The following is a 23230-nucleotide window of genomic DNA, read 5'->3' as shown; positions in this document are numbered from 1 at the left end:
TTGGTTAATACAATTATGAAGGGTGCAAGGTATGGACTCTACCTAATCTCAGGAATTTTTATTTTTACTAAAAACTCTTCCTTTTTATAAGTGAAATCTAAAAAGCCTTTATGCTCTTCTACAATATCCTTCATCATCTTTGTGCCAAGCCCTTCATGGCCATTTCCTTTCGTTGTGTTCCCGTATGAATGAAACAGTTGATCCAATATGGAGGATGGGATGGGAAGGCTATTGTTTTTACATGTTAATAGATACAATCCACTTCTTTTGTAAAATTGTAGTGTCAGCAAGGCTTGTTCATGATGTTTGCTCTGCCATTCTTCACAGGCGTCCATACTGTTTGACAGGAGGTTGCCTAGAAGAGCTACGATATGTTGATCAGATAGTGGTAAGGTCGAGAGGGGCAAGTCTAAATCATAAACAACAGCGATGCCCTTGTTTTGTGCTTGGCGATACATTTGATGAAGAACTCCTGCTACAATACCTCGTTCTCCTCTTATAGAAAGATTTGTTTCCTCATAACCATCTACTAATTGATCCAGATAAGTTTTCGCTTCATGGTACTGTTTGTTTTCAAGCATGAAATGGACAGCCGAGACATGCTTCAAAAAGTCATGCCGCTCGCTACGAACGATGCGGAATGTTTCATTTATTTGATTTTGTTGTTCTTCAAACTGTTGGAGACTACGAGCAAGAGAAGCGACTTTATTTGCGCTACTCTTTCTCATATATTCTAAGCCGATGAAGATGAGAAATGGTACAAGATAGATCCAAGACGGTGCTGTATATATGTAGATAAAAAGTAAGGATAGCTGCATCAAGCATAGTAGTATATTCCATAAAATTCCCAGCTCAACAATCTCCAAAATCATTCTTTTAAACAAGATGAAGATAACGATTAAGGATAGTAGGATTGGTACAAATATCGGTATATCGAGAGTGAACACGCTAAATAGTGCATGCAGATGAGTAATTCCCAGCAATGTTAGGAATGCCCAATATATGAATGTTGTTTTCAAACTAACATCCCCTCTAAAAGTAATTCTGCTGTAGAAACTCTACTTTTTCTTTTGTAATCATTGCTTGTTCTTCCATTCCTTCGAACGTAACGATATAGGAGTTCTTCGCATAGAGTGAGAAGTTTTTAATATGATGAATGTTGATAATGAAGGATCGATGTGAGCGGAGGAAATCGCGCTCTCTTAGTTCCCCCTCTAATTCATTTAAGGTTTGATAAGTCTTTATGTGACCGGATTTTGTAAAGATAGTTGTCGATCGACCAGAACGCTCAATAAATACAATATCTTTCTTTTGGATAATATGGATGTCATTTTTTTGTTTAATAAAAAGTCTACCATTAATTTCTGCTGACTTGGACTTCTCGAGGAGTCGCTCTACAGATTTAATCAGCCGGTCTTTTGTATATGGTTTCATAATGTAGTCATGGACGTTGAGTTCAAAAGCATGGACGGCATAGCCGCTACTGCCAGTTACAAAAATAACCGAAATATTGAGCGCGTGAGAATGGATGATGTCTGCGAGTTCATACCCAGAGAGATTAGGCATTTCAATATCGGCAATTAAAAGGTCGATGCCTTCTTTTTTTATATGCTCATAAGCTTCTTCAGCTGACTGAGTGGAAAAGATAACCTCGATATTAGGAATTCCACTTACAATGCCGTTTAGTTTGTCTAAATCTATAAATCTGTCGTCTACAAGCCCAATTCTCATCTTACACACCTCACCAAATACTCTTCACAATATCTTTATTTTACCATCTCTAAACGGAGAATGGTCACTTTTGGCGACATCAAATGGAATATTCGCGACATAACTAGAGATTCATGATGGAATTGTTTGTATGATAAAGACAAGAAATTCACAAATGAGGGGGAGAAACATGATTGAGATTCAGAAGGTAACGAAGCAATTCCAAGATAAAAAAGTATATGTAACTGCATTAAAGCATGTATCGTTTACAGTGGAAAAAGGGCAAGTTGTAGGGCTGCTTGGGGAGAATGGTGCAGGAAAAACAACATTACTAAGAACTGTTGCGACTCTTTTAAGTCCTACTGAAGGTAGCGTTCGTGTTCATGGTTTTGATACGCAGAAGAATCCAGATGAAATTAAAAAGAGAATTGGGGTTTTGTTTGGTGGGGAGACCGGTTTATATGATCGCTTAACTGCTCGTGAAAATCTCGAATATTTTGCAACGCTTTACGGATTAAGCAAACATGAGACAAAAGTTCGAATAGATGATTTGTCCAAGATGTTTGGGATGAAGGATTACTTGAACCGTAAAGTAGGGGAATTTTCGAAAGGGATGCGTCAAAAGGTGGCGATTGCTCGAACGCTTATTCATAATCCAGAAATTATTTTATTTGATGAACCTACAACAGGATTAGATATCACTTCTTCTAATGTATTTCGTCAGCTTGTGCATCAGTTGAAGCGTGAAGGGAAGACCATCATTTTTTCCAGTCACATTATGGAGGAAGTGTCACTACTTTGTGACACTGTAGCAATGATGCATAAAGGAGAACTTGTGCATCATGGAAATTTAGAACAGCTTTATCAATCTGAAGGAAACCGAGATTTGAATTATATTTTTATGAGTAAATTGGTAAGGGGGAACAATCACTATGCTTCGTAAAATTTATGTTAAAGAAATGAAGGATTCTTTCCGAGACCGCCGTACATTGTTTTTATCTGTATTACTACCAATCATCATGATGACAGCCCTTGTTCTTTTTTATGAAAATTTAGCTTCGGATGGGGAAGGAGAAACGTATACACTTGCAGTAGAGTCATCCTTCCTTGCTGCTGAAGAGAGTATTTTTATTGGATATGAAAATATTAATTTCGTGAAGTCGGAGAATCCTGAAGAAGCCTTATTAGAAGGTGAGGCACAAGCAGCCCTACTACTTAATCCGAATTTTTTAGACAATATAGCAAATGGTGGGAGTGCCACGGCAACTGTGATTGGAGATTCTTTTAGCAAAAATTCTTCTAACCTAATGAATTTAGTCACAACCGCATTATCTGTCTATGAAAAGTCTGTCATTGCCGATCGTTTGGAAGAACGGGGTACCACTCTAGAACAAATACAGCCTTTTACAATCGATCAAAAAGAACTTTCAGAAGACTCGAGTATTAATCTTTTGGCATTGTTAATTCCGTTAATTTTATCATTAGCTATCGGAATAGGAGCTTCACCTTCAGCATCAGACCTTTTTGCTGGGGAGAAAGAAAAGAAAACGATGGAAGCTTTATTAATGACACCTGTAAACAGAATGACACTTCTTATGGCCAAGTGGTTAACCATCTTTTCGATAGGTGCTCTAACGGGTATTGTGACATTGTTTGTTGTTGTCCTTGAAATAATGCTTTTAACTGAAAATCTCAAAGCGGCTATTTCCTTTGGTGATAATGTCTATGAAGTGATTGGTTTTGCGCTTCTCGTGTCTATTGTCTATGCAATGTTTATTGCGACGTTGCTTACGTTAACAAGTATCGTTGGAAAGACAGTAAAAGAATCCCAAAGCTATAGCACTCCGACTTTACTAGTGGCAATATTTCCGCTAATGATTATTAGTGGAATTGGAGTAAACGAATTAACCCTTCAGCACTTTGCTATCCCATTTATAAATGTGTTTGCGATTATGAAGGAATTGAGTTTCGGTATTATTGACTATCAGCACTTCGGCATAATGCTTGCTAGTAACTTACTTTGCATTATCGTAGCATTGGTCATTGGTAGGATAATGTTTATGAAGGATAAGTGGGTGATGAATTAATCTGTTTGGTGCTATATTTGGTGCCTGTCCCTCACTACGTTAATCTGATAAAGTCCGTAAAAAAGCCTGCTCTCCCATCGTTACAACGGGAGAGCAGGCTTTTCTGTTAGTATCGCTTTAGTTAGTTTTGTGCTCTTTCAAGCTTCTTGGAGACTTTTTCTTCGGTTTCTTCTGTCTCCATTATGAGGTTTTCTGTTTGTGTGTTTGTTAAGAATGCTGCCCGGCAGATCATATGACCAGCAACAGGGGCTGTTAGGAATACGAAAAATATTCCAAGAAGTAAACGAACGCTGATATATCCATCTGATATCCAGAAGTAAAGAAACGCCCCAAATAAGGTACAAAGAACACCTAGTGTTGCACTTTTCGTAGCCGCATGTGAACGAGTATATACATCTGGTAAACGAATTAATCCAAAGGAACTAAGCAAACTAAAGGATGTTCCAATAAGAATTAACACAGCAACAATTACCTCACTGATTACGGTTGCGTTCAATGACAACACCTCTTTCAATAAATCTAGCAAAGGCGATGGTTCCTACAAAAGAGAGGATACCAATTAATAGGATGACTTCTAGAAATGCATAGGTTTTCAAAAGTATGGATAGAATGGCCACCGCTGCAATCAAATTAATACCGATCGTATCTAACGCTATTACCCGATCAGGCATAGATGGTCCCCGAACTACTCGATAAATCCCAGCTAGAATAGAAAGAGCTAGAAATATTAGTGCAAGTAACAAGATAAAATCAAACATTAACGGGTCACCTCCTTAATTGCCCTCTCGAAGGTATCCTTCGCCCTACGAACACTATCACTAGATGCTGGTATGTCCATTGCGTGGATGGTAAATTCCTTACCACTTTGAGATACTTCTAGAACCACGGAACCAGGTGTTAAAGTTAGTAGTAAAGCTAACAGGGTAATTTCCCATTCACCCTCCAACTCTGTCTTAATAGTAAACACACCTGGTCTAATTTTTAATTTAGGTTGCATTATTTGACTAATTACGAGAACACTCGAAGAAATTAACTCTCTAAGAAAGACTAGAAACAATTTAATAATGGCAAAGATAGTTTTCAGATAAAAGGAAGTAGGAAAAAAACGTCTCATCCCAAATATAATAGCTAAGCCAACTAAATATCCGCTAAAAAAAGTAAGAACATTCCATGCATCATTAAGAAACATCCATAAAAATGCAATGGTAAGATTAATTAACAGTTGTACGGGCAATTGGACCACCACTTTCAATTAATGTAAAACTGTATTTGATAGTGCTTATCTTCATCCAATTGTTTGCTTTGAGATGGAGGATAAGCACTATCCCTTAACCGTATTTCTAAGGTATCAGTTTATCACCAAATACGGCCTCAATATATATACTAGGGTTCAATAAACCTTCTGTAGCAATACTAACATAAGCATGAATTCCTTCTGCTCCAAGACCAAGACCAATCGTTACCATCGTTAGAAAGACAATTGGAATGATGACGCCTCTTGTTGAGCCTTTTTCCATCTCTACACTTAGATTCGTTTCTCCCCAAAAGCCGTTCATAAATATTTTCATAACAGAATATAACACCATTAAACTGGTTATGAAGCCAATCGCTCCTAGCCAAAATAATTCAGCTTCAAAGGTTCCACGGGTAATGAAGATCTTCCCGACAAATCCGCTTAATGGAGGTATACCTGACAGTGAAAGGGCAGTGATAAAGAACATCCATCCTAAGTATGGATGATTACGAATAAGACCACTAATATCTTTCAATTTGGAAGTACCAGCGAGGCAAATCATTGTTCCACCAATAAGGAATATCAATGCCTTAATGATGATGTCGTGTATCAAATAGTAGATAGAACCCAACATACCTGAGTAGGTAAAGGAAGCCAATCCAGCAATGATAAAACCTACAGATACAATGACATTATAGGCCAATATTTTTCTGACATCCCAATACGCAATCGCACCAATAGCACCTAGGATCATGGTTAAAGCCCCCATGATTCCAATTAACACATGAGTTATTTGGGGCTCATGATAAAACACGAGTGTAAACATGCGGAAAATCGCATATATCCCAACCTTTGTTAATAAGGCACTAAAAATTGCAGCTACAGCAGTAGGCGGTGCACTATAGGACCCAGGTAGCCAGAAGAATAGAAAGAGAGCCGCTTTTAAGCTAAACACAATTAAAAACAAAATCGCAACAGTTGTTATGAGTCCATCCTGTCCTACCTCTGCAATTCTTAGGGAGAGGTGAGCTAAATTCAAGGTACCAGTTATTGCATAAAGATAAGCAACAGCTACAAGGAATAGAAAGGAAGAGATAACATTAATGAGAACATATTTAATGGACTCCCTTAGCTGTACCTTTGTTCCTCCCAAAGTAATTAGTACGTAAGAGGAAATTAACATTACTTCAAAGAAAACAAAAAGGTTAAATAAATCACCTGTTAGAAAAGATCCATTTACACCTGTAATAAGAAAAAGATAAAAAGGATAGAAATAATAGGATTCTCGCTCTTTGCCGATAGAATAGAATGCATAAACTAAACAAGCAATTGACACGACAAAGGATGTCACTATTAGCAAAACAGCGAACATATCAGCGACCAAGACAATCCCAAATGGAGCTTGCCATCCGCCTACCTGAAGGGTCTGAATTCCTTCAGTTCTAACTTGATTTATTAAAACAACAGAAACTAGGCCAATAGCTAGTATTGACAGAATGCTTAACCATCTTTGAAATATGATGTTCTTTCGAAAGATGACCATCGTCATTCCGGCAATAAACGGTATAATAATTGGTAGTATGACTAAGTTATTCATCTTCAATACCCCTCAATTTATCCATATCATCAGTACCCAATACTTGATAAGTACGAAACGCTAACACTAAGAAAAAAGAAGTGACTGCAAAGTTAATTACAATAGCAGTTAATATTAGTGCTTGCGGTAAAGAATCTGTGAATGAAATAGAATCCCCACCAAGTAATGGTGCGCTTCCTTGCTTTAATCCACCCATTGTAAGTATGAGCAGGTGAACTCCATGACCAATAATGGATGTACCTAATATGATGCGTAACAGGCTTTTGGTGAGGATTAAGTAAGTTCCTATTGTGAAAAGCACACCAATTAGGAAAGACATTAATGTTTCCATAGCTTATTCCGCCTCACTTATGCTTAATATAATCGTAACGGCCGTTCCAATAACGGCTAGGGCAACACCCACGTCAAAAATAACTGCAGTAGCTAATTCCACATTTCCGAAAACAGGAAGATCAAAATAGTCGAAAGTTTGGCTTAAGAAGGGGGCACCAAATAAAAATGAACCGGCCCCTGTAAGTACAGCCAATAATACTCCGATTGCTGTGACCATCTTAAAGTCCACGGGTATATATTCTTTAACTGTATCAATATCAAATGCAAGGAATAGTAGTACCAAAGCAGATGCTGTTACAAGTCCTCCTATAAATCCTCCGCCAGGATTGTGGTGACCTGCAAAAAAGAGATAAATCGAAAATGTTAGGATAATAAATGTAGCTACTTTTGTAACGGAATGTAAAATCAAATCATTCGGTTTCATTTATTATCCCCCTCTGCTAAACGAAGTTTAATTAATGTGTATACTCCAAGACCAGCGATGCTTAATACAAGAATTTCTAACAAAGTGTCAAACCCACGGAAATCAACAAGAATGGCATTTACCATATTTTTTGCCCCTGCAAGTTCATAAGACCCTTCAAAGTAGCTTGAAATTGGTTCCAACAGGCGATTCCCTTGGGCAGACAACGCAATCAATGTTACGGTTATCCCCACACCTAGTGAAATAAAAAGATTCGTTAATCGAAAGCGTACGCGAGTTCTTTCTTTGCGAAACTCAGGTAAATGATAAAAACATAGTAGAAATAGAGCAACTGTTACTGTTTCTACAACCAATTGTGTTAGAGCTAAATCTGGTGCCTGAAAAACGACAAACAATAGAGATACAATGTACCCTAGTGCTCCTACCGAGATAATAGCGGTTAAGCGTGATTTTGAAAAAAGGACAGCTAGTGCTGCAATGACCATTCCAATAACCAAAATAGCTTCATAAATGCTAACCGATGCATTATTAGTAGCATCAAACGAAAAGCCTTTTAATACCCAAATAGAGCTTAAAAGAATCACACTGAAAAAAGCAAAGATATACACTAAATAGTCACGGATAAAACCAGTCATATACTGTCTTGTTATACCTCGAGAGCTAGATTCCGCTTTTTCAAGGCTCCAATTATATAGGTAATTGAGTGAAAATGCGTCAGGAGCAATTCGATAGATCCAAGACCATTTTTTATGTGAGATGTACAGTAACACCCCGAATAATACAACGCCGATGGTCATAAACAATTCAGGAGTCCAGCCATGCCAAGGATGAATGTTAGTGATAAAGGTAAAGGCACCATCTTGAGTGAATCCTGGCAAAATCGCTTCCAGAGAAGGTTTAAGTAAGCTTTCTGATATAAGAGCAGGGAAAAAGAAAATAATGACCACTAAAGAAGCTAGCACAACGGGAGGAATTAACATTCCAATTGGAGCTTCATGTGCTTTCTTTTCCAGTTTTTCTGGTTGATACTTCCCAGTAAACGTTTTAAACACAATTATCATACAATAGATAAATGTAAACACACTTGCTACCCATGCAATCACAGGAAAAATTATCCCATAGGTACCCATGCCGAAAATAGGCAATTGATTGGCGTTTAGTAAGCCTGTGAAAAACATTTCTTTACTTAAAAATCCATTGAACGGAGGTAGACCAGCCATGGCGAAACTTCCGATTACGGTAAGCGTAAAAGAAATTGGCATGAGGGTCATTAGACCGCCTAAGCGACGGATGTCACGGGTACCAGTCTCATAATCAATGATCCCGACAACCATAAACAAACAGCCTTTAAAAGTGGCATGATTAATTAAATGGAACATTGCAGCTCCCATAGCAACTGTATACATGGTTGATTCCTGACTATACCCAAAGTACATGGAAGCAGAACCTAAACCAAGAAGACTCATTATCAAGCCTAGTTGACTAATCGTGGAGTACGCTAATAAAGCTTTTAAATCTGTTTGCTTTACCGCAGAAACTGATCCCCATAATAAGGTAATGATTCCTATTACGGATACGATCCAGAACCATTCCAAGGTTCCTCCGAAAATAGGAGTAAACCGAGCAACAAGATAAATCCCTGCTTTAACCATTGTCGCAGAGTGTAAGTACGCACTGATTGGAGTAGGAGCTTCCATTGCATCTGGTAACCAGATGCTGAAAGGGAATTGTGCAGATTTTGTAAATGCTCCAAGTAGAATTAAGATCATGGCAGGGACAAACAATCCACTTGCTGAGATGTCATCAACTTGTGCTATCATTTCCCTCACACTGTTAGTGCCCGTAATCATTGAAAGCAAAATGAATCCAGCTAGCATCGCTAATCCACCAAAAACAGTAATAAGTAATGACTTTTGAGCGCCATAACGAGATTTCTGACGTTGATACCAATAAGCGATTAATAAAAAGGAGGAAATACTTGTTAGCTCCCAGAAGACATATAGAACAAAGATGTTATCAGAGAAAACAAGTCCTAACATCGCACCCATAAATAGTAGTAAATACACATAGAAATTATGGAGTGCTTCGCGTATTTTCGACATGTAATAAATGGAATACAAAATAACAAGCGCGCCGATTCCAGTAATTAACAATCCGAATATTAATCCTAAGCCATCCATGGCTGTTGTATAATTTATCCCTAAAGATGGAATCCAAGGAACAGTATTAAATATTACATCTCCCTGGGAGACAGGTGATATATATCGAAGTAGATATATAAAGATGAATGCAGGGATAGGTAATACAAACCACCCGGTATGTATCCGAGGGGAGTATAGCTTATAAAAAACCGGAACTAAAATAGCATAAATAAATGGAAGTAAAATAATCATGTGTAACCAAGACAACTATGTATCCCCCTTACAATAAATTCTTTTTATATAGTGGGTCAGTATAATAAGAAGAAACTAATAAAATACTCTTAAATAAGAACAGGGAACAACTTAATTGTGTTCCTTTATTTCAAAAAAAACATTTCCTATTTTAATTATTAATTATCCTCTATATACTTAATATAATACTTGATGATATAATCATTTTTTAAATGGGTATATATGGTGATAATAAATGGCAATTTAAGATTGACATTATAAAGGTCAGTGAGCTATAGTCATAAATAGTTTAAAGGAACATATAGTTTCTAAAGTTCCCAATCAATACGAGGTGATACTAAATTGAAAAAAATTAAAGGACGTATGGATGAAAGCATCCTAGTCTGTGTATATTATGGTCCAAATGGTGAGCGCCTCATTCAACGTGGGTGTAAAATTGCGAGTATGCTTGATTGCCCACTATATATATTAACGATTGATCCAAAAGGTTTTGACGAACTAGATGCGGAGAAATCCGATTATATTGCTAGATGGAAGCAACTAGCCGAAGATCATAACGCAGAAGAATTTATTCTTAAAGACAATGAAAAAAGACCTGTTACTAAAGTGATTGCTGAAGTTGCGAGAGAAAAACATATAACTCAGATTATTCTTGGACAAACAGCCCAAAGCCGTTGGGAGCAAATTGCTAAAGGCTCCATCGTTAATACCCTATTACGTGAAATACCATTTATAGATCTTCATGTTATTTCGGTTGCACGCGCACTTAAAGATCATGAAGGACAATTCGAAAAGGGCGTCAGGGCTTATCTTGTCAAAGTAGAAGACAAATATCGACTTAGCTTCAATCATACAAGAGATGTTGATTTTGAAGGTATTTTCTTTAAAGAAATCGGAACGGATTTTAATAACGGTGTATTCAAATTTATGAAAAATAAACAAACCCTTCAAGTTCATGTTACAGATGACCTTGTTACGGAACCTCAAAAATTAAGTGATGCCTTATCAAAAATCGATGACTGTGATCAGTAATTTTTATTTTTTAACTAGGCTCTTTTCGTAAAATTTGTTGATTTTCGTTACGTGGACGGTGTGAGGTACGAAAAACAACAATCTTTGCGAAAACATCTTTTGATATGGTGAAATAAAATCTTGTTTTATCCAATCCTCCGATTGCTTTTGCATGGGAGGATTTTTTTAAGATATCATTTTCTTTCATTAAATGTAAGTAATACGGCTTCTAGATGTGGTGCCCAACCAATTCTAGAAGTTTTTGTGTTTTATTAGAATAGCTATTCTATAAATTTACATCTAATTTAATTTGATAGTGATCATCTTTTTCTATTCCTATATATCGTAAAGTTTCAGCTGGAGTTTGATGATTGAAAATGGATTTTAGTATCGATATAGCAATACCCTTCCTATAAGCATGATAGCCAAATGTTTTTCTAAGCGTATGGGTCCCTATCTTGCCAGTAATCCCCACTTCTTTAGCTGCTGTATTAATGATTCGGTAAGCTTGTTGTCGTGTAATCGGAAGGTTGTTTTTTTTTGATTTGAAAAGGTAATCGCAATTATTGAATTCGTGGCTAATCAAATATTCTTGCAATACGATTTTCACTTTATTATTTAAATAAAATGACTTCGCATCTTCGCTTTTAGAGTCGTGTAGACAGAGGAACTCCTTTAAGCCAAATCCATCCCGAACATCCTCAACTTTAAGATTAAGCAAATCACTAATTCGTATCCCTGTATTAATGCCAAAAACAAAAAGCAATAAATCTCGTAATGACTGCTTCTTTAATTTGACTTTAATTGCATTGATTTTTTCAATTTCTCTTATCGGATCAACATACTCCATGTTATTCTCTCCATAATATAAGGTTACTTAATTACTAGTATACCATAAAATATGTAACATTAAAAAGATATGCTCAAAAATTCACGCAAATGACATATCATTCAAGAGACCTGTTGCTTGTACAATCGGGTAAAGTAATATGTACATTCGTTAAGGGCATCCTCTCATTTATTGTAGTGAACAAGGCACATCAAGAAGTGAAATCAACGTTATTTAATGATGTCAACAATTAGTTTGCCAAATAAGGCTTTTCTATACGTGGATTCTTTTATGAAACCGCTTTATTATTAATGAGAGAAAAGCAATATATTTAATGGGAAAAGGGGGCAATTTTAGATGAGCTCTAAAGATAAAAATTCAAATATCAAAGTTAAAATACAGCGTTTTGGCAGTCACTTAAGTGGGATGATAATGCCGAATATCGGAGCGTTTATCGCTTGGGGATTAATTACTGCTTTATTTATTGAAACAGGCTGGTGGCCCAATGAGGAACTAGCTACACTAGTAGGTCCAATGATTACTTACTTATTACCGATATTAATTGGTTTTACTGGTGGTAGAATGGTATACGATTTGCGTGGAGGAGTCGTTGGTGCCACTGCAACGATGGGGGTTATCGTCGGGGCTGATATTCCGATGTTCTTAGGCGCGATGCTGATGGGGCCTCTAGGAGGTTGGGCAATTAAGAAGTTTGACCAAGTCCTAGGCGGAAGAGTGAAGTCTGGATTTGAAATGCTTATCAATAACTTCTCTGCGGGTATTATCGCAGGTATCCTTACAATTATCGGATATATCGGAATAGGTCCGATTGTATTAACGTTAAATAAGACATTGGCAGCTGGTGTGGAAGGGTTAGTTCAAGCGAATTTACTTCCTCTTGCAAGTATTATCATTGAACCGGCAAAAGTATTGTTCTTAAATAACGCCATTAACCATGGAATCCTAGGTCCAATTGGAATTGAGCAAGCAGCAAGAGAAGGAATGTCGATTCTTTTCCTTTTAGAAGCAAACCCTGGTCCTGGTTTAGGGATCTTACTAGCATTCATGCTTTTTGGTAAAGGAATGGCAAAGCAGTCTGCATCAGGTGCAACCATTATCCATTTCTTTGGAGGGATTCATGAAATCTATTTCCCATATATCTTAATGAAACCTGCTCTTATATTAGCGGCAATTGGTGGTGGAGCAGCAGGAGTGTTCACGTTAATTCTATTTAATGGTGGATTAGTGGCAGCTCCTTCGCCAGGAAGTATCTTTGCGATAATGGCTCTGACCCCTAGAGGTGGATTCTTGCCAGTAATTGCAGGAGTATTAGTTGCTTCTGTTGTATCTTTCCTCATTGCATCTGTAATCTTGAAAGGAACAAAAGCAATTGAAGAAGACGATTTGGTAAAAGCTACTGATAAGACATCTGAGTTAAAAGGTAAAGAAAGTAGAGCATCTGTATTGGTTACTAAAGAAACAGTAGAAGAAATCGAAGGAAATCAAGTGCAAGAACCTTCCTTTAAGAAAGTTAATAAAATAATCTTCGCTTGTGATGCGGGAATGGGCTCTAGTGCGATGGGGGCTTCGGTCCTAAAGAATAAAGTGAAAAAAGCAGGGTTAGAAATTGATGTAACAAATTCATCTATTAGTAATATTCCTAATGACGCAGATATTGTCATTACACATAAAGATTTAACTGATAGAGCCATGGAGAAGTTGCCTACTGCTACTCATATTTCAGTAGAAAACTTTTTGAACAGTGCAAAATACGATGAGCTAATTGAAAAATTAAAATAGAGAGAAGGGGATGGGGTGATGTAATGTGCACTCTATCCCTTTTTTCGATTTGTTTAGCTTCGCTTTTCGATTTTGGCAACAATGATTGAGACGAATCTTCATTTTCCTTTTGTTGAATCAATAAAAATAGTAGATTATGATAAAACTATAGTCAGGGTACTTTAATTTTGTCATCATCCATTCATTGGAATAAGTATTGGAGTGAACAGGATGTACATTACGGCTAGGGAAAGACAAATATTGGAACTTCTATTATCATCTGAACAGGAAATCACGGTAAAGGATCTTGCAAATGAGATTGATGTTAGTCCGCGTACCGTTCACCGTGATCTGAAAGATGTAGAAGAAACTTTACAGCACTATGAACTATCTTTAATCAAGAAATCAGGTGTTGGGATTCAGATTATTGGAGACCCGGAGCATATAGAGGAACTTAAATTATTTTTATTTAATGTTAGCCATAATCAGTACACGGCAGATGAAAGGCAATTAATTATCCTTTGCACCCTTCTAGAATCGACAGAGCCGGTGAAACTGATTGCCATTGCCAATGATTTAAACGTTACGATAGCTACGATTAGCAATGACCTGAATAAGGTCGAGGAACAATTGAAAAAATTAAGTAATCTTGAGCTTATCCGCAAGCGAGGCTATGGAGTTGAAATTGTTGGAAGTGAATCTGCCAAAAGAAAAGCAATGAGCAAAATTATTTCAGAAAATGTCGATGAATTTGATTTATTATCACTTATCAGAGAAAACATTCAAAAGAAAACCTTCCAACAGCATAATTCTATTTCAGAGCGGCTGTTAGGCCTAGTGAATAAAAATAACTTGCTTATTGTCGAACGTGCAGTAGATGAAATTAACAAAGAGTTACCTTATTCAATTGCGGATAGTGCTTACATGGGTCTTGTTGTCCACCTTGCCTTAGCGATGGAGCGGATTTTACGCGGAGAAAATATTTCGATTGATCAAGGTTATTTAGATAGATTGCATGGAACTCCAGAGTTTAAAGTTGCAAGGAAAATCATTGATAAGCTAGAAAAAGTATTCCAGACTAGCATTCCAGAAGCAGAAATTGGCTATATTACGATGCATTTGCTTGGTGCGAAATTAAGGCTCGACAAAGAATATCTTATTGAAGACACTAGCTTACAAATCGCGCTTCAAGCAAAGAGCTTAATTACTTATGTTAGTAATAGAGTGCATCAGGACCTATCGGATAATCGCTCTCTATTGCAAGGATTGGTAGCACATTTAAGTCCTGCTCTATTTCGAATTAAACAAAATATGGGGATTAGTAACCCACTATTAGCAAGAATAAAGAGTGATTATAGCGAGTTATTCTCCATAGTAAAAGATGGTGTCGGAATTATTTTCTCCGATTTAGATGTTCCTGATGAAGAGATTGGTTACTTAGTTATGCATTTTGGCTCTGTATTAATTGGGAGACAGGAGCGGAAGTCATTAACAGCTTTAGTAGTATGTTCAAGTGGAATTGGAACTTCTAAAATGTTAGCGACAAGATTACAAAAAGAAATACCAGAGATCAAGGAGTGCAGGAATGTTTCGTTATTCGAACTCCAACAGATGGACTATCAAAGGTATGACCTCATTTTATCCACCATGCGTTTACCTGAAATTGATAAGGATTATATAGTAGTAAACCCTATCTTAACAACAGATGAAGTGGAAAAAGTGAAAACGTATATTCATCAACATACGAAAATGCAATTAATGGAGTCTCCTATAAGACAACCTTCAGAAATTGAAGTGGAGTCTTTTGCACCGAAAGAACAAACGATTGAATTGATGCAAAAGCTGTCTCAATACTCAAATACCATTACTACAATATTAAAAGGATTTACTGTGCTAAAAGGTGATAAACCTCGTGAAATACCACAGTTGCTGGAACTATCATGTGATTTTCTATGGGAACAGCAAATTATCATGGATAAGCAAACGGTGCTACAAGATTTATTGAAGCGGGAAAAGCTTGGAGGACTTGGAATTCCAGGAACCGAGCTAGCGTTATTTCATGCGAAGAGCAAAGCGGTGAAAGAACCAGCCTTAATAGTCTACACCCTTGTTCAGCCACTAACTATTAAGGCGATGGATGCATCAGAGATGAAGGCAAAAACGATTTTAATCTTAGTGGCTCCTGAATCCATCGATGTAGCTGGTTTAGAGGTGTTAAGTCAAATTAGTGCAACCATTATAGAAAATGAACAAAGTATACGATTGTTTGAATCGCAAGACGAGAGGGAAATTTCCTCTTATCTAGCAGCAAAATTAAACCATTTCTTCTATGAAAAACTATACGAACTAAGGAGTGTATAACATGTCATTATCAATTTTATCATTAGAAAATATCCAATTAAATGCTACTGCAAAAACACAGGAAGAGGCTATAAGAATGACGGGTGATCTATTAGTAAAGCGCGGTTATGTAGAACCTTCTTATATTGAAAAAATGCTAGAGCGTGAAGCGTTAACTTCAACTTATATGGGGAATCTTGTAGCTATTCCACACGGTACCGAAGAAGGGAAAAAGGCAGTGAAAGAATCCGGGATTGCCATTATTCAAGTGCCAAATGGTGTTGAATTTGGTGAAGGGAATGTAGTGAAGTTACTAATCGGAATCGCTGGAAAGGATAATGAACATTTAGATATTCTTTCTCAAATTGCGATTGTTTGCTCCGAAGAAGAAAATGTCCAGAAAATTGTTGCTGCTACTTCTCAAGAAGAGATTTTAGAATTTTTTGAAGGAGTCAACTAATATGTTAGCCGTCCATTTTGGTGCTGGGAATATAGGAAGAGGATTTATTGGTGCCTTACTATACCAATCAGGCTATCACACGACCTTTGTAGATGTGAATAAGGAAGTCGTTGATCTTTTAAATGAGAAGAAAGAGTATCGGGTTGTTTTAGCTGATCGAACGAAAGACGAACTAACTGTTGGAAATGTAGCAGCAATTAATAGCGCGACGGAACCTGAAAGACTAGTAGAGGCAATTGTAAATGCTGACTTAGTGACAACAGCTGTTGGTCCTGCAATCTTGCCAATTATTGCAAAAGCTTTAGTTCAAGGGTTGCGTAAAAGATTAGCGGTCAACCCACAGCCATTAAATATTATTGCATGTGAGAATTTGATTGGTGGAAGCACTCTTTTGAAAAAGAGTGTATATGAGCTGATTTCTGAACAAGAAATAGCTTCCTTTGACGAATACTTTGCTTTTCCTGATGCTGCAGTGGATCGCATTGTGCCGAATCAGTCGAACGAAGATAAACTTATGGTAATAGTGGAACCTTACTATGAGTGGGTGGTAGATGAGTCAAAAGTGGTAGGAATCACTCCTTCGATAAAAGGAATTACTTTTGTCGAGGATTTAACCCCATATATCGAACGTAAACTATTCACCGTCAATACTGGACATGCGATTACTGCTTATATTGGCTATCAATTAGGGTTTCCGACGATTAATGAAGCGTTAGAAGATGCAGAAGTAAGAAGATTGGTCGAACAAGCATTAAATGAATCAGGAGCTCTTTTGGTGAAAAAATACGGATTTAATTTAGAAGATCATCAGGAATACATCCAAAAAATACTGAAACGCTTCTTAAATCCATATATTACAGATGAAGTAACAAGAGTGGGAAGAGCGCCAATGCGTAAACTTGGTGCAAATGACAGATTAATAGCACCAGCAAGACAATACCTAGATTTAATGGGAGAAACGCCAACCTATTTAGCAAAAGGGATTGTAGCGGCTTTAAAGTATGATGCCAAACAAGACGAAGAAGCTATCGAGATCCAACAACTAATTCAAGAAAAAGGCTTAAACGAGGCAATTCAAGAGCTTACTGGACTTGGTGAGGATTCGGATTTGATTCGGATTGTCGTAGAAGAATACGGTAGTAACTGGACAACAGAGGCAAGTTAAAGTTTTTGATAGGCTACCTAGTATAGGGTTATGTAAAAAAAGAAGCAATCATCCGTGACGTCTGGTCAAGGTTGATTGCTTTTTTTGGGGTAACCGAACTCCTAGTGTAGGCTAGGCGATGAAAAAAGCAAAAATATTACCTGAAAGAGCCCCATTTTTTGAAAAAAGACTTAAATTACATAGAAACTGAAAAATTCTCGCATTAGGCCCTGCAAGAGAAGGAATTTAGGTTTGATTTTAATAGAAATCCGGATTTAGCTAAGGGAAATAAAGGTTTATCTGACGGATTTAGGGATTTACCTAACAGATAGCAAAATAACCTTCAAAAAAACTCCCATTACTTATGGGGCGTTCTACCTCGAAAGTAAGTGTGTTCCTCTCTTTAGTACTAACTCCATTTATGATAATCCTGCATAGACTAATAGGCAGAATCATCATGGGGAGGTTGTTCTATGTTCTTTCCACAAGGATATCAGCAACAGCAAATAGCTTATCGAAATAACTATTCGAATGAAAGAATTATTTATTATCCGCCGCGTCCTAGACGTCCATTTATTTACTATCCTTATTACCCGTACTATCCAACGCCATACCCATATCCTTATCCATCCCCTCAATACTATCCAAGACCAGGATATTATAGAAATCAGACTGATGCCGACATGCGTGCTAGCTGGAGAGAGTGGGAGGACTTAGGTGCTCCGCTGTTTGGAGGCTTTAAGGGGTCGCCAGCAGTTTCTTCGTGGGGGACTAATCGTCTGGACTGTTTTGTTCGCGGAGAAAATAATCGTTTGTGGCACAAGTGGTGGGATGGCAGGAAATGGAGTCGTTGGGAAGATCTCGGTGCCCCGCGCGGGAATTTAAAAGATTCACCAGCTGCTGTATCGTGGGGTGCAAATCGTATCGATATATTTGTTAGAGGACAAAATAATCGCTTATGGCATAAATGGTGGGATGGTTCACGTTGGAGCCAATGGGAAGACCTAGGTGCCCCGCGTGGAGGCTTTAAAGGATCACCGGCTGTTGCTTCTTGGCAAGCAAACCGTCTCGATTGCTTTGCTCAAGGGGAAGACAATAATCTCTGGCATAAATGGTGGGATGGTAGAAGCTGGAGTCAGTGGGAAAACCTTGGATCTCCTCGCGGTGGCTTAAAAGGTTCTCCGGGAGCTGTATCGTGGGGCGCAAACCGTATCGATACATTTGTTCGGGGAGAAAATGACCACCTCTGGCATAAGTGGTGGGATGGCTCACATTGGAGTCAATGGGAGAATCTTGGTTCACCACGTGGTGGATTCGAAGGAACGCCATCGGTAGCATCTTGGGAACAAAATAGACTCGATTGCTTTGTTACTGGTGAAGATAATAGATTGTGGCAAAAATATTGGAATGGATCAAGGTGGAGCGAGTGGGTGAATCTTGGTTCACCACGAGGTGGGGTGCGATCTTCGCCAGGAGCTGTTTCCTGGGGTAGAGAAAGAATCGATACTTTTGTAAGAGGGAATAATGGTCATTTATGGCATAAATGGTATTCGTAATTAAAGCTAATGATAAATGCTTATCCTAATGTTGAGGGTAAGCTTTTTTTAATCAATCATTTGTTTAATTTAAATGGATTGCTTTTTTAGAAATATTCACGTTATGTAGTACCATCTCCGTCATCAAATAAATGAATTTGAATCCCAATAAAAAGGCCTATTTATAAGGTTGTCCAGGAGTTTTATATTCTGGAGGGATTCGTAACCAACCTCTTTCTTTCATTAAATTTTTTAATGGAGCTGCAAATTTCATTAATTCAACTTGAACTTGGAAAAACATTATCCCAACGTCACTTCTTACTGTTTTGGACATAGCCTGTGCACAAAATGTTATGGATGCAGCCACTTTTACAGAGATTAAATTAGCGATTTCATCATCATTCAGTCTAACCCCCTCAGGTACTGACATGGCTCTAGAATCTGGCTTATCGGGATTTACTAAAGGAAGTGGAACACCTTCTTTAAGTAAAAAATCTTCTATTAGTTTTGTATCAGATTTACTACCTTCTAATGCATTATCTATTACATGTTTTAAATCCGGGTCAACTGTTGTGTTTTGCGCAATTTGATAAAGAGTGTGTGCCTCATGAAAAGCAACAAATGCAGTCCATAGATCCATAACTTCCCCAACATGAAGAGGAATCTTTGGTTCTTCGTCGATAAAGTTTTTTAGAATGGCTGAAATCGTTTCTAATGCTTTTGTCATTGGAACACCTCTTTTTAAAAAATATTTACCCATTATTGTATTCATGTAATTCGTTTTTTATACAGCGTGGAAGTACTAAGGATACATAGGAGTAAATGCTTTGTTAATTAAAGCTAATTAGGTTGATATTATTGTACGAAACCGATTTCTATATAATTTATTTATTAAATCAAAATTATGAAAAAAAGATTGATATTTTCTCAAATGAGTCATATTATTAATTACATGAAAGCGGTTTCTATTAAAGGGTGATGGATTTTGTTCTATATTTTTTTGGTTTTTATGTAAACCGGTTTCGATGAACTTTAAATTCCTACACCTAAAAGACCTCGTAGTGGATGCATGAATGGTTTTTAAAAGGCTTTTTCAATATTAATTTCTTAGGGGGGCATTAAAAAGTTAGATTGTTGTTGATAGTTATTGAAGATTTCTTTAATTCTAAAAAATTTCTAGGGGGATTAGGATATGAAGAAGATTAAAAAATGGCTTAGTATTGGAATTACGGCAACAATGCTCACATTTATCTTGGCTGCTTGTAGTGGAGATGATTCATCCACTGAATCTAGTAATGGAAAAGTGAATCTGAATTTTTGGGTATTTGGAAGTGCAGGCTATGATATTTTAGCGGAAGAATATATGAAAGATAATCCTGATGTACAGATTAAAGTGAATTTTACCGAAATGAACGACCTTCATAATAACTTATTTACGTCTATTGCTGCTGGTAGTGGAGCACCAGATTTAACCATGATCGAAATTAGTCAAGTAGCTAAATTTTTAGATGCGAAAGATAGTTTTAATAACTTAAATGATTATGGTGCTAATGAATTAGAAGCAAATTACTTAGATTGGGTTTGGAATAATGCTCAAACACCAGATGGAGAATTTCTATTAGGGCTTCCAACGGATATTGGTCCAACTACTATGTTCTATCGTACGGATGTTTTTGAAGAGGCTGGATTGCCAACCGATCCAACGGAAGTAGCAGCCTTAGCAGATTCGTGGGAAGAGTTTCATACACTAGCAAAAACAATAAAAGAGAAAACAGGAAAAAATATTGTAGATGGTCCAGAGTTATTATTCAATGCGGTGCGTGATCAGGCGCCAGAGCAATACTTTAATGAAAAAGATGAACTAATTCTTGAAAGTTCTCCATATGTGAAAGAAGCGTATGACTTTACGACCAAACTAATTCAAGAAGGACTAGTTGGTCAAAATGGTCTTTGGTCACCTGAATGGGGTGCTGCAATGGCAGATGGAAGCTATGGAACCTTACTTGCGCCTTCTTGGATGGTAGCAAATATAAAGGGTAATGCTCCTGAATCAGGAGGTAATTGGGCTGTAACTACGATGCCAGAGGGTGCAGGAAACTGGGGTGGATCCTTTATTGCAATACCAAAGGAATCAAAGTATCCAGAGGAAGCGTATGATTTCATCCAATGGTTGACTTCACCAGAACAGCAGTTGAAATCCTTCTCTAACAATGGTTTATTCCCCTCTGCACCATCTGTTTATACTGAAGAAGAATTTACAAGCTTTACAGATGAATATTTCAATAATCTTCCGACAGCTAAAATCTTTGCAGAAGCAGCTGAGGCTGTAAAACCAGTTTACATGGGTAAACATTATCCAATTGTAAACGCCGAGCTTGTGACAGCATTAACAAATGTAACGGTTAATAAAGCAGATCCAGAGAAGGAGTGGGAAGAAGCACTCAAGCGAATCAAAACTCAATTAGAACGACAGTAATCATTATTAAAGAACCTACCTAGGCAGATTTGTCTAGGTAGTCTATTTTAAACGTTAGGAGAGGATGAAGATGGCAATGCTTCAAACTGAGCCAGCTCAGGAAAAACTCCCAACTCCCAAAAGAAGGCTGAAAGAGAAAACAAAGAACGCCATATCTGCTTATTTATATATTTCCCCTTTCTTTATTCTCTTTGCGATATTTGGCCTATTTCCGATCCTTTTTAGTTTTTATCTAGGCTTTCAACGCTGGAATGGTTTTGGAGAGATGGAGTTTGTTGGTTTCCGGAATTTTCAACTAGTATTATCAGATCCATTGTTTTGGAAATCATTATCCAATACTATCATTATTGGAGTGCTTGGAACGGTGCCCCAACTGATCGTTGCGATATTGTTAGCTTTTGCTTTGAATTCAGCAATCGTCCGATTTAAAAACTTTTTCCGAGTATCTATTTTCTTGCCATATGTAACGTCTACCGTTGCTGTTGCAATCGTTTTTGGAATTATGTTTAACAATCAAGACTTTGGATTAATGAACGTTATTATCGGATGGTTTGGAATAGATCCAATCTCATGGGGAACGACAGGATGGGGTGTGAAAATCGCCATTGCGACCATGATATTCTGGCGTTGGGTAGGATATAATACCATCATTTATTTAGCGGGACTACAAAGTATTCCTAACGATCTATATGAGGCAGCAAAAATAGATGGAGCAACGCTTTTTCAGCAAATTAGATTTATTACAGTACCTATGTTAAAACCAATGATTATATTTACTGTATTCTTGTCAACCATTGGTTCCTTACAGATCTTTGCTGAACCACTTGTGTTTTTAGGAAGAACATTTAGAGAAGAGGGAATGACAGTTGTTCTTTATCTCTGGAGGGAAGCCTTTGTTAACATGGCATTTGGTCCAGCTTCTGCGACCGCGATTGTCTTGTTTATCTTAATCATTATCTTTTCGTCTATTAATATGTACATTACAAACAAAATCGGTAAATAGGGGGTGGAAGCAATGGAAACTACAAGTCGTAGGAAAAAGATTTCGATATCTAAACTCTTTCTTTATTTTTTACTATTTTCTGGATCGCTTCTATCAATCTTTCCTTTTTATTGGATGTTTGTCATGGCTACCAATCATAATAGTGCGATTAATAAAGTACCACCAGCAATTTTTCCCGGAAGTGAACTAGTCACAAATTTCTCCAATGTGTTAGCAAATATCGATTTCTTTGGTGCGATGCTCAACACATTAATTGTGGCCACTGTGACAACAATCGGAGTTCTCTTTCTTTGTTCACTTGCAGGATTTGCTTTTGCAAAGTTCGAATTTAAAGGGAAAAATGTTCTTTTTATAGCGATTTTAGTAACAATGATGATACCACCACAGCTCGGATTAATACCAACCTATTATATTATTACAAAGCTTGGCTGGTTAAACGATTTAAAGGCATTAATAGTTCCGGGTTTAATCGATGCTTTCGGTATTTTCTGGATGAGACAATATATTAAAAGTGCCGTTCCTGATGACCTGTTAGAGGCGGCTAAGATCGATGGTTGTTCTAACTTTAGAATATATTGGAACATTGTAGTACCGGTAATTCTTCCGGCATTTGCCACCTTAGCTATTATTAAATTCATGTACATGTGGAATGACTTCCTATGGCCACTTGTAGTCTTGCGTGAAGAGTCCTCTCATACTATTCAAATCGCTATTAGAACGCTAATTGACAACTATGTTCGCGACAATGGTATGATTATTTCAGGAACATTTTGGGCAACAGTGCCTCTTGTTATTGTATTTTTATTGTTCAATAAAATGTTCATTTCAAGCTTGACTCAGGGAGCTGTGAAAAGCTAATTAATAGGGAATCAGAT

Annotated in this window: 22 protein-coding genes; 11 read left to right on the top strand and 11 right to left on the bottom strand. The window is 37.3% G+C overall.

The features are described from left to right. Window positions 1–38: 38 nt before the first annotated feature. Window positions 39–1019 carry a sensor histidine kinase gene (locus tag BK580_RS20925; RefSeq protein WP_235864087.1) on the bottom strand — a complete coding sequence of 327 codons (981 nt, stop codon included), beginning with the start codon at window positions 1017–1019 and terminating at the stop codon, window positions 39–41. Window positions 1020–1032: 13 nt separating this feature from the next. Next, window positions 1033–1731, bottom strand: coding sequence for a LytR/AlgR family response regulator transcription factor (locus tag BK580_RS20920; protein WP_078382206.1), 699 nt, complete (start codon window positions 1729–1731; stop codon window positions 1033–1035). A 169-nt stretch (window positions 1732–1900) separates the two neighbouring features. Here BK580_RS20920 and BK580_RS20915 point away from each other — a divergent pair, with 169 nt between their 5' ends. Both BK580_RS20915 and BK580_RS20910 read left to right on the top strand, forming a co-directional pair. After that, window positions 1901–2653 (top strand): ABC transporter ATP-binding protein, encoded by a 753-nt coding sequence (locus BK580_RS20915; RefSeq protein WP_078382205.1) that lies wholly within the window; start codon window positions 1901–1903, stop codon window positions 2651–2653. Further along, entirely contained in the window at window positions 2643–3797 is a 1155-nt protein-coding gene (locus tag BK580_RS20910; protein WP_078382204.1) for an ABC transporter permease, read from the top strand. Before BK580_RS20915 ends, BK580_RS20910 begins: the two co-directional genes overlap by 11 nt. Window positions 3798–3918: 121 nt before the next feature. Here BK580_RS20910 and mnhG read toward each other — a convergent pair whose 3' ends face one another. From mnhG to BK580_RS20875, 7 genes are all read right to left on the bottom strand, one after another. Then, the gene (gene mnhG, locus BK580_RS20905) at window positions 3919–4293 is read right to left on the bottom strand and encodes a monovalent cation/H(+) antiporter subunit G (protein WP_078382203.1); all 375 of its coding nucleotides are present in this window, start codon (window positions 4291–4293) and stop codon (window positions 3919–3921) included. Then, entirely contained in the window at window positions 4271–4555 is a 285-nt protein-coding gene (locus BK580_RS20900; RefSeq protein WP_078382202.1) for a Na(+)/H(+) antiporter subunit F1, read from the bottom strand. Before BK580_RS20900 ends, mnhG begins: the two co-directional genes overlap by 23 nt. Next, on the bottom strand, window positions 4555–5031 hold the full coding sequence (locus BK580_RS20895) for a Na+/H+ antiporter subunit E (RefSeq protein ID WP_078382201.1): 477 nt from the start codon (window positions 5029–5031) through the stop codon (window positions 4555–4557). Before BK580_RS20895 ends, BK580_RS20900 begins: the two co-directional genes overlap by 1 nt. Window positions 5032–5137: 106 nt before the next feature. After that, window positions 5138–6628 (bottom strand): Na+/H+ antiporter subunit D, encoded by a 1491-nt coding sequence (locus BK580_RS20890; RefSeq protein WP_078382200.1) that lies wholly within the window; start codon window positions 6626–6628, stop codon window positions 5138–5140. Further along, complete coding sequence (locus tag BK580_RS20885; RefSeq protein ID WP_078382199.1) at window positions 6621–6959, bottom strand: Na(+)/H(+) antiporter subunit C; 339 nt, start codon at window positions 6957–6959, stop codon at window positions 6621–6623. Before BK580_RS20885 ends, BK580_RS20890 begins: the two co-directional genes overlap by 8 nt. Window positions 6960–6962: 3 nt before the next feature. Then, complete coding sequence (locus BK580_RS20880; RefSeq protein ID WP_078382198.1) at window positions 6963–7385, bottom strand: Na(+)/H(+) antiporter subunit B; 423 nt, start codon at window positions 7383–7385, stop codon at window positions 6963–6965. Further along, window positions 7382–9793, bottom strand: a complete 2412-nt coding sequence (locus BK580_RS20875; protein ID WP_078382197.1) for a Na+/H+ antiporter subunit A — start codon at window positions 9791–9793, stop codon at window positions 7382–7384. Before BK580_RS20875 ends, BK580_RS20880 begins: the two co-directional genes overlap by 4 nt. Before the next feature lie 327 nt (window positions 9794–10120). Between BK580_RS20875 and BK580_RS20870 the strand changes: the two genes are divergently transcribed. Then, window positions 10121–10810: a universal stress protein gene (locus BK580_RS20870; RefSeq protein ID WP_078382196.1), complete on the top strand. Its 690-nt coding sequence runs from the start codon at window positions 10121–10123 to the stop codon at window positions 10808–10810. Window positions 10811–11075: 265 nt separating this feature from the next. On the opposite strand, the gene BK580_RS20865 is transcribed toward BK580_RS20870, so the two are convergent. Continuing rightward, window positions 11076–11639, bottom strand: a complete 564-nt coding sequence (locus BK580_RS20865) for a tyrosine-type recombinase/integrase (RefSeq protein ID WP_078382195.1) — start codon at window positions 11637–11639, stop codon at window positions 11076–11078. Between the two features lie 336 nt (window positions 11640–11975). Here BK580_RS20865 and BK580_RS20860 point away from each other — a divergent pair, with 336 nt between their 5' ends. The 5 genes from BK580_RS20860 (at window position 11976) to BK580_RS20840 (ending at window position 18897) form a co-directional block, all read left to right on the top strand. Further along, complete coding sequence (locus BK580_RS20860) at window positions 11976–13418, top strand: PTS mannitol transporter subunit IIBC (RefSeq protein WP_078382194.1); 1443 nt, start codon at window positions 11976–11978, stop codon at window positions 13416–13418. 210 nt (window positions 13419–13628) lie between these two features. After that, window positions 13629–15758, top strand: coding sequence for a BglG family transcription antiterminator (locus tag BK580_RS20855; RefSeq protein ID WP_078382193.1), 2130 nt, complete (start codon window positions 13629–13631; stop codon window positions 15756–15758). 1 nt (window position 15759) lies between these two features. Continuing rightward, window positions 15760–16197, top strand: a complete 438-nt coding sequence (locus BK580_RS20850) for a PTS mannitol transporter subunit IIA (protein ID WP_078382192.1) — start codon at window positions 15760–15762, stop codon at window positions 16195–16197. Window position 16198: 1 nt separating this feature from the next. Continuing rightward, entirely contained in the window at window positions 16199–17362 is a 1164-nt protein-coding gene (locus BK580_RS20845) for a mannitol-1-phosphate 5-dehydrogenase (RefSeq protein ID WP_078382191.1), read from the top strand. Between the two features lie 452 nt (window positions 17363–17814). Continuing rightward, on the top strand, window positions 17815–18897 hold the full coding sequence (locus BK580_RS20840; protein WP_235864086.1) for a PLL family lectin: 1083 nt from the start codon (window positions 17815–17817) through the stop codon (window positions 18895–18897). Window positions 18898–19054: 157 nt separating this feature from the next. Here the strand turns inward: BK580_RS20840 and BK580_RS20835 are convergent, their stop codons facing one another. Further along, window positions 19055–19603 (bottom strand): DUF3231 family protein, encoded by a 549-nt coding sequence (locus BK580_RS20835; protein ID WP_078382190.1) that lies wholly within the window; start codon window positions 19601–19603, stop codon window positions 19055–19057. Window positions 19604–20068: 465 nt separating this feature from the next. On the opposite strand from BK580_RS20835, the gene BK580_RS20830 reads away from it, so the two are divergent. The 3 genes from BK580_RS20830 (at window position 20069) to BK580_RS20820 (ending at window position 23213) form a co-directional block, all read left to right on the top strand. Beyond that, window positions 20069–21352 carry an ABC transporter substrate-binding protein gene (locus tag BK580_RS20830; RefSeq protein WP_078382189.1) on the top strand — a complete coding sequence of 428 codons (1284 nt, stop codon included), beginning with the start codon at window positions 20069–20071 and terminating at the stop codon, window positions 21350–21352. Between the two features lie 76 nt (window positions 21353–21428). After that, complete coding sequence (locus BK580_RS20825) at window positions 21429–22355, top strand: carbohydrate ABC transporter permease (RefSeq protein WP_078382857.1); 927 nt, start codon at window positions 21429–21431, stop codon at window positions 22353–22355. A gap of 12 nt (window positions 22356–22367) precedes the next feature. Then, window positions 22368–23213: a carbohydrate ABC transporter permease gene (locus BK580_RS20820; RefSeq protein WP_078382188.1), complete on the top strand. Its 846-nt coding sequence runs from the start codon at window positions 22368–22370 to the stop codon at window positions 23211–23213. Window positions 23214–23230 lie beyond the last annotated feature (17 nt).

It is taken from the genome of Sutcliffiella halmapala, from assembly GCF_002019665.1.
In the GTDB taxonomy this organism is placed as follows: domain Bacteria; phylum Bacillota; class Bacilli; order Bacillales; family Bacillaceae_I; genus Sutcliffiella_A; species Sutcliffiella_A halmapala.
This window is presented reverse-complemented; position numbering and strand designations above follow the sequence as displayed.

Bases quoted from the DNA above. Each gene is read 5' to 3' on its own strand.
- BK580_RS20920 (WP_078382206.1), bottom strand. From the start codon at position 1,731: ATGAGAATTGGGCTTGTAGACGACAGATTTATAGATTTAGACAAACTA.
- BK580_RS20915 (WP_078382205.1), top strand. From the start codon at position 1,901: ATGATTGAGATTCAGAAGGTAACGAAGCAATTCCAAGATAAAAAAGTA.
- BK580_RS20910 (WP_078382204.1), top strand. From the start codon at position 2,643: ATGCTTCGTAAAATTTATGTTAAAGAAATGAAGGATTCTTTCCGAGAC.
- BK580_RS20900 (WP_078382202.1), bottom strand. From the start codon at position 4,555: ATGTTTGATTTTATCTTGTTACTTGCACTAATATTTCTAGCTCTTTCT.
- BK580_RS20890 (WP_078382200.1), bottom strand. From the start codon at position 6,628: ATGAATAACTTAGTCATACTACCAATTATTATACCGTTTATTGCCGGA.
- BK580_RS20885 (WP_078382199.1), bottom strand. From the start codon at position 6,959: ATGGAAACATTAATGTCTTTCCTAATTGGTGTGCTTTTCACAATAGGA.
- BK580_RS20880 (WP_078382198.1), bottom strand. From the start codon at position 7,385: ATGAAACCGAATGATTTGATTTTACATTCCGTTACAAAAGTAGCTACA.
- BK580_RS20865 (WP_078382195.1), bottom strand. From the start codon at position 11,639: ATGGAGTATGTTGATCCGATAAGAGAAATTGAAAAAATCAATGCAATT.
- BK580_RS20860 (WP_078382194.1), top strand. From the start codon at position 11,976: ATGAGCTCTAAAGATAAAAATTCAAATATCAAAGTTAAAATACAGCGT.
- BK580_RS20855 (WP_078382193.1), top strand. From the start codon at position 13,629: ATGTACATTACGGCTAGGGAAAGACAAATATTGGAACTTCTATTATCA.
- BK580_RS20850 (WP_078382192.1), top strand. From the start codon at position 15,760: ATGTCATTATCAATTTTATCATTAGAAAATATCCAATTAAATGCTACT.
- BK580_RS20845 (WP_078382191.1), top strand. From the start codon at position 16,199: ATGTTAGCCGTCCATTTTGGTGCTGGGAATATAGGAAGAGGATTTATT.
- BK580_RS20840 (WP_235864086.1), top strand. From the start codon at position 17,815: ATGTTCTTTCCACAAGGATATCAGCAACAGCAAATAGCTTATCGAAAT.
- BK580_RS20835 (WP_078382190.1), bottom strand. From the start codon at position 19,603: ATGACAAAAGCATTAGAAACGATTTCAGCCATTCTAAAAAACTTTATC.
- BK580_RS20830 (WP_078382189.1), top strand. From the start codon at position 20,069: ATGAAGAAGATTAAAAAATGGCTTAGTATTGGAATTACGGCAACAATG.
- BK580_RS20825 (WP_078382857.1), top strand. From the start codon at position 21,429: ATGCTTCAAACTGAGCCAGCTCAGGAAAAACTCCCAACTCCCAAAAGA.
- BK580_RS20820 (WP_078382188.1), top strand. From the start codon at position 22,368: ATGGAAACTACAAGTCGTAGGAAAAAGATTTCGATATCTAAACTCTTT.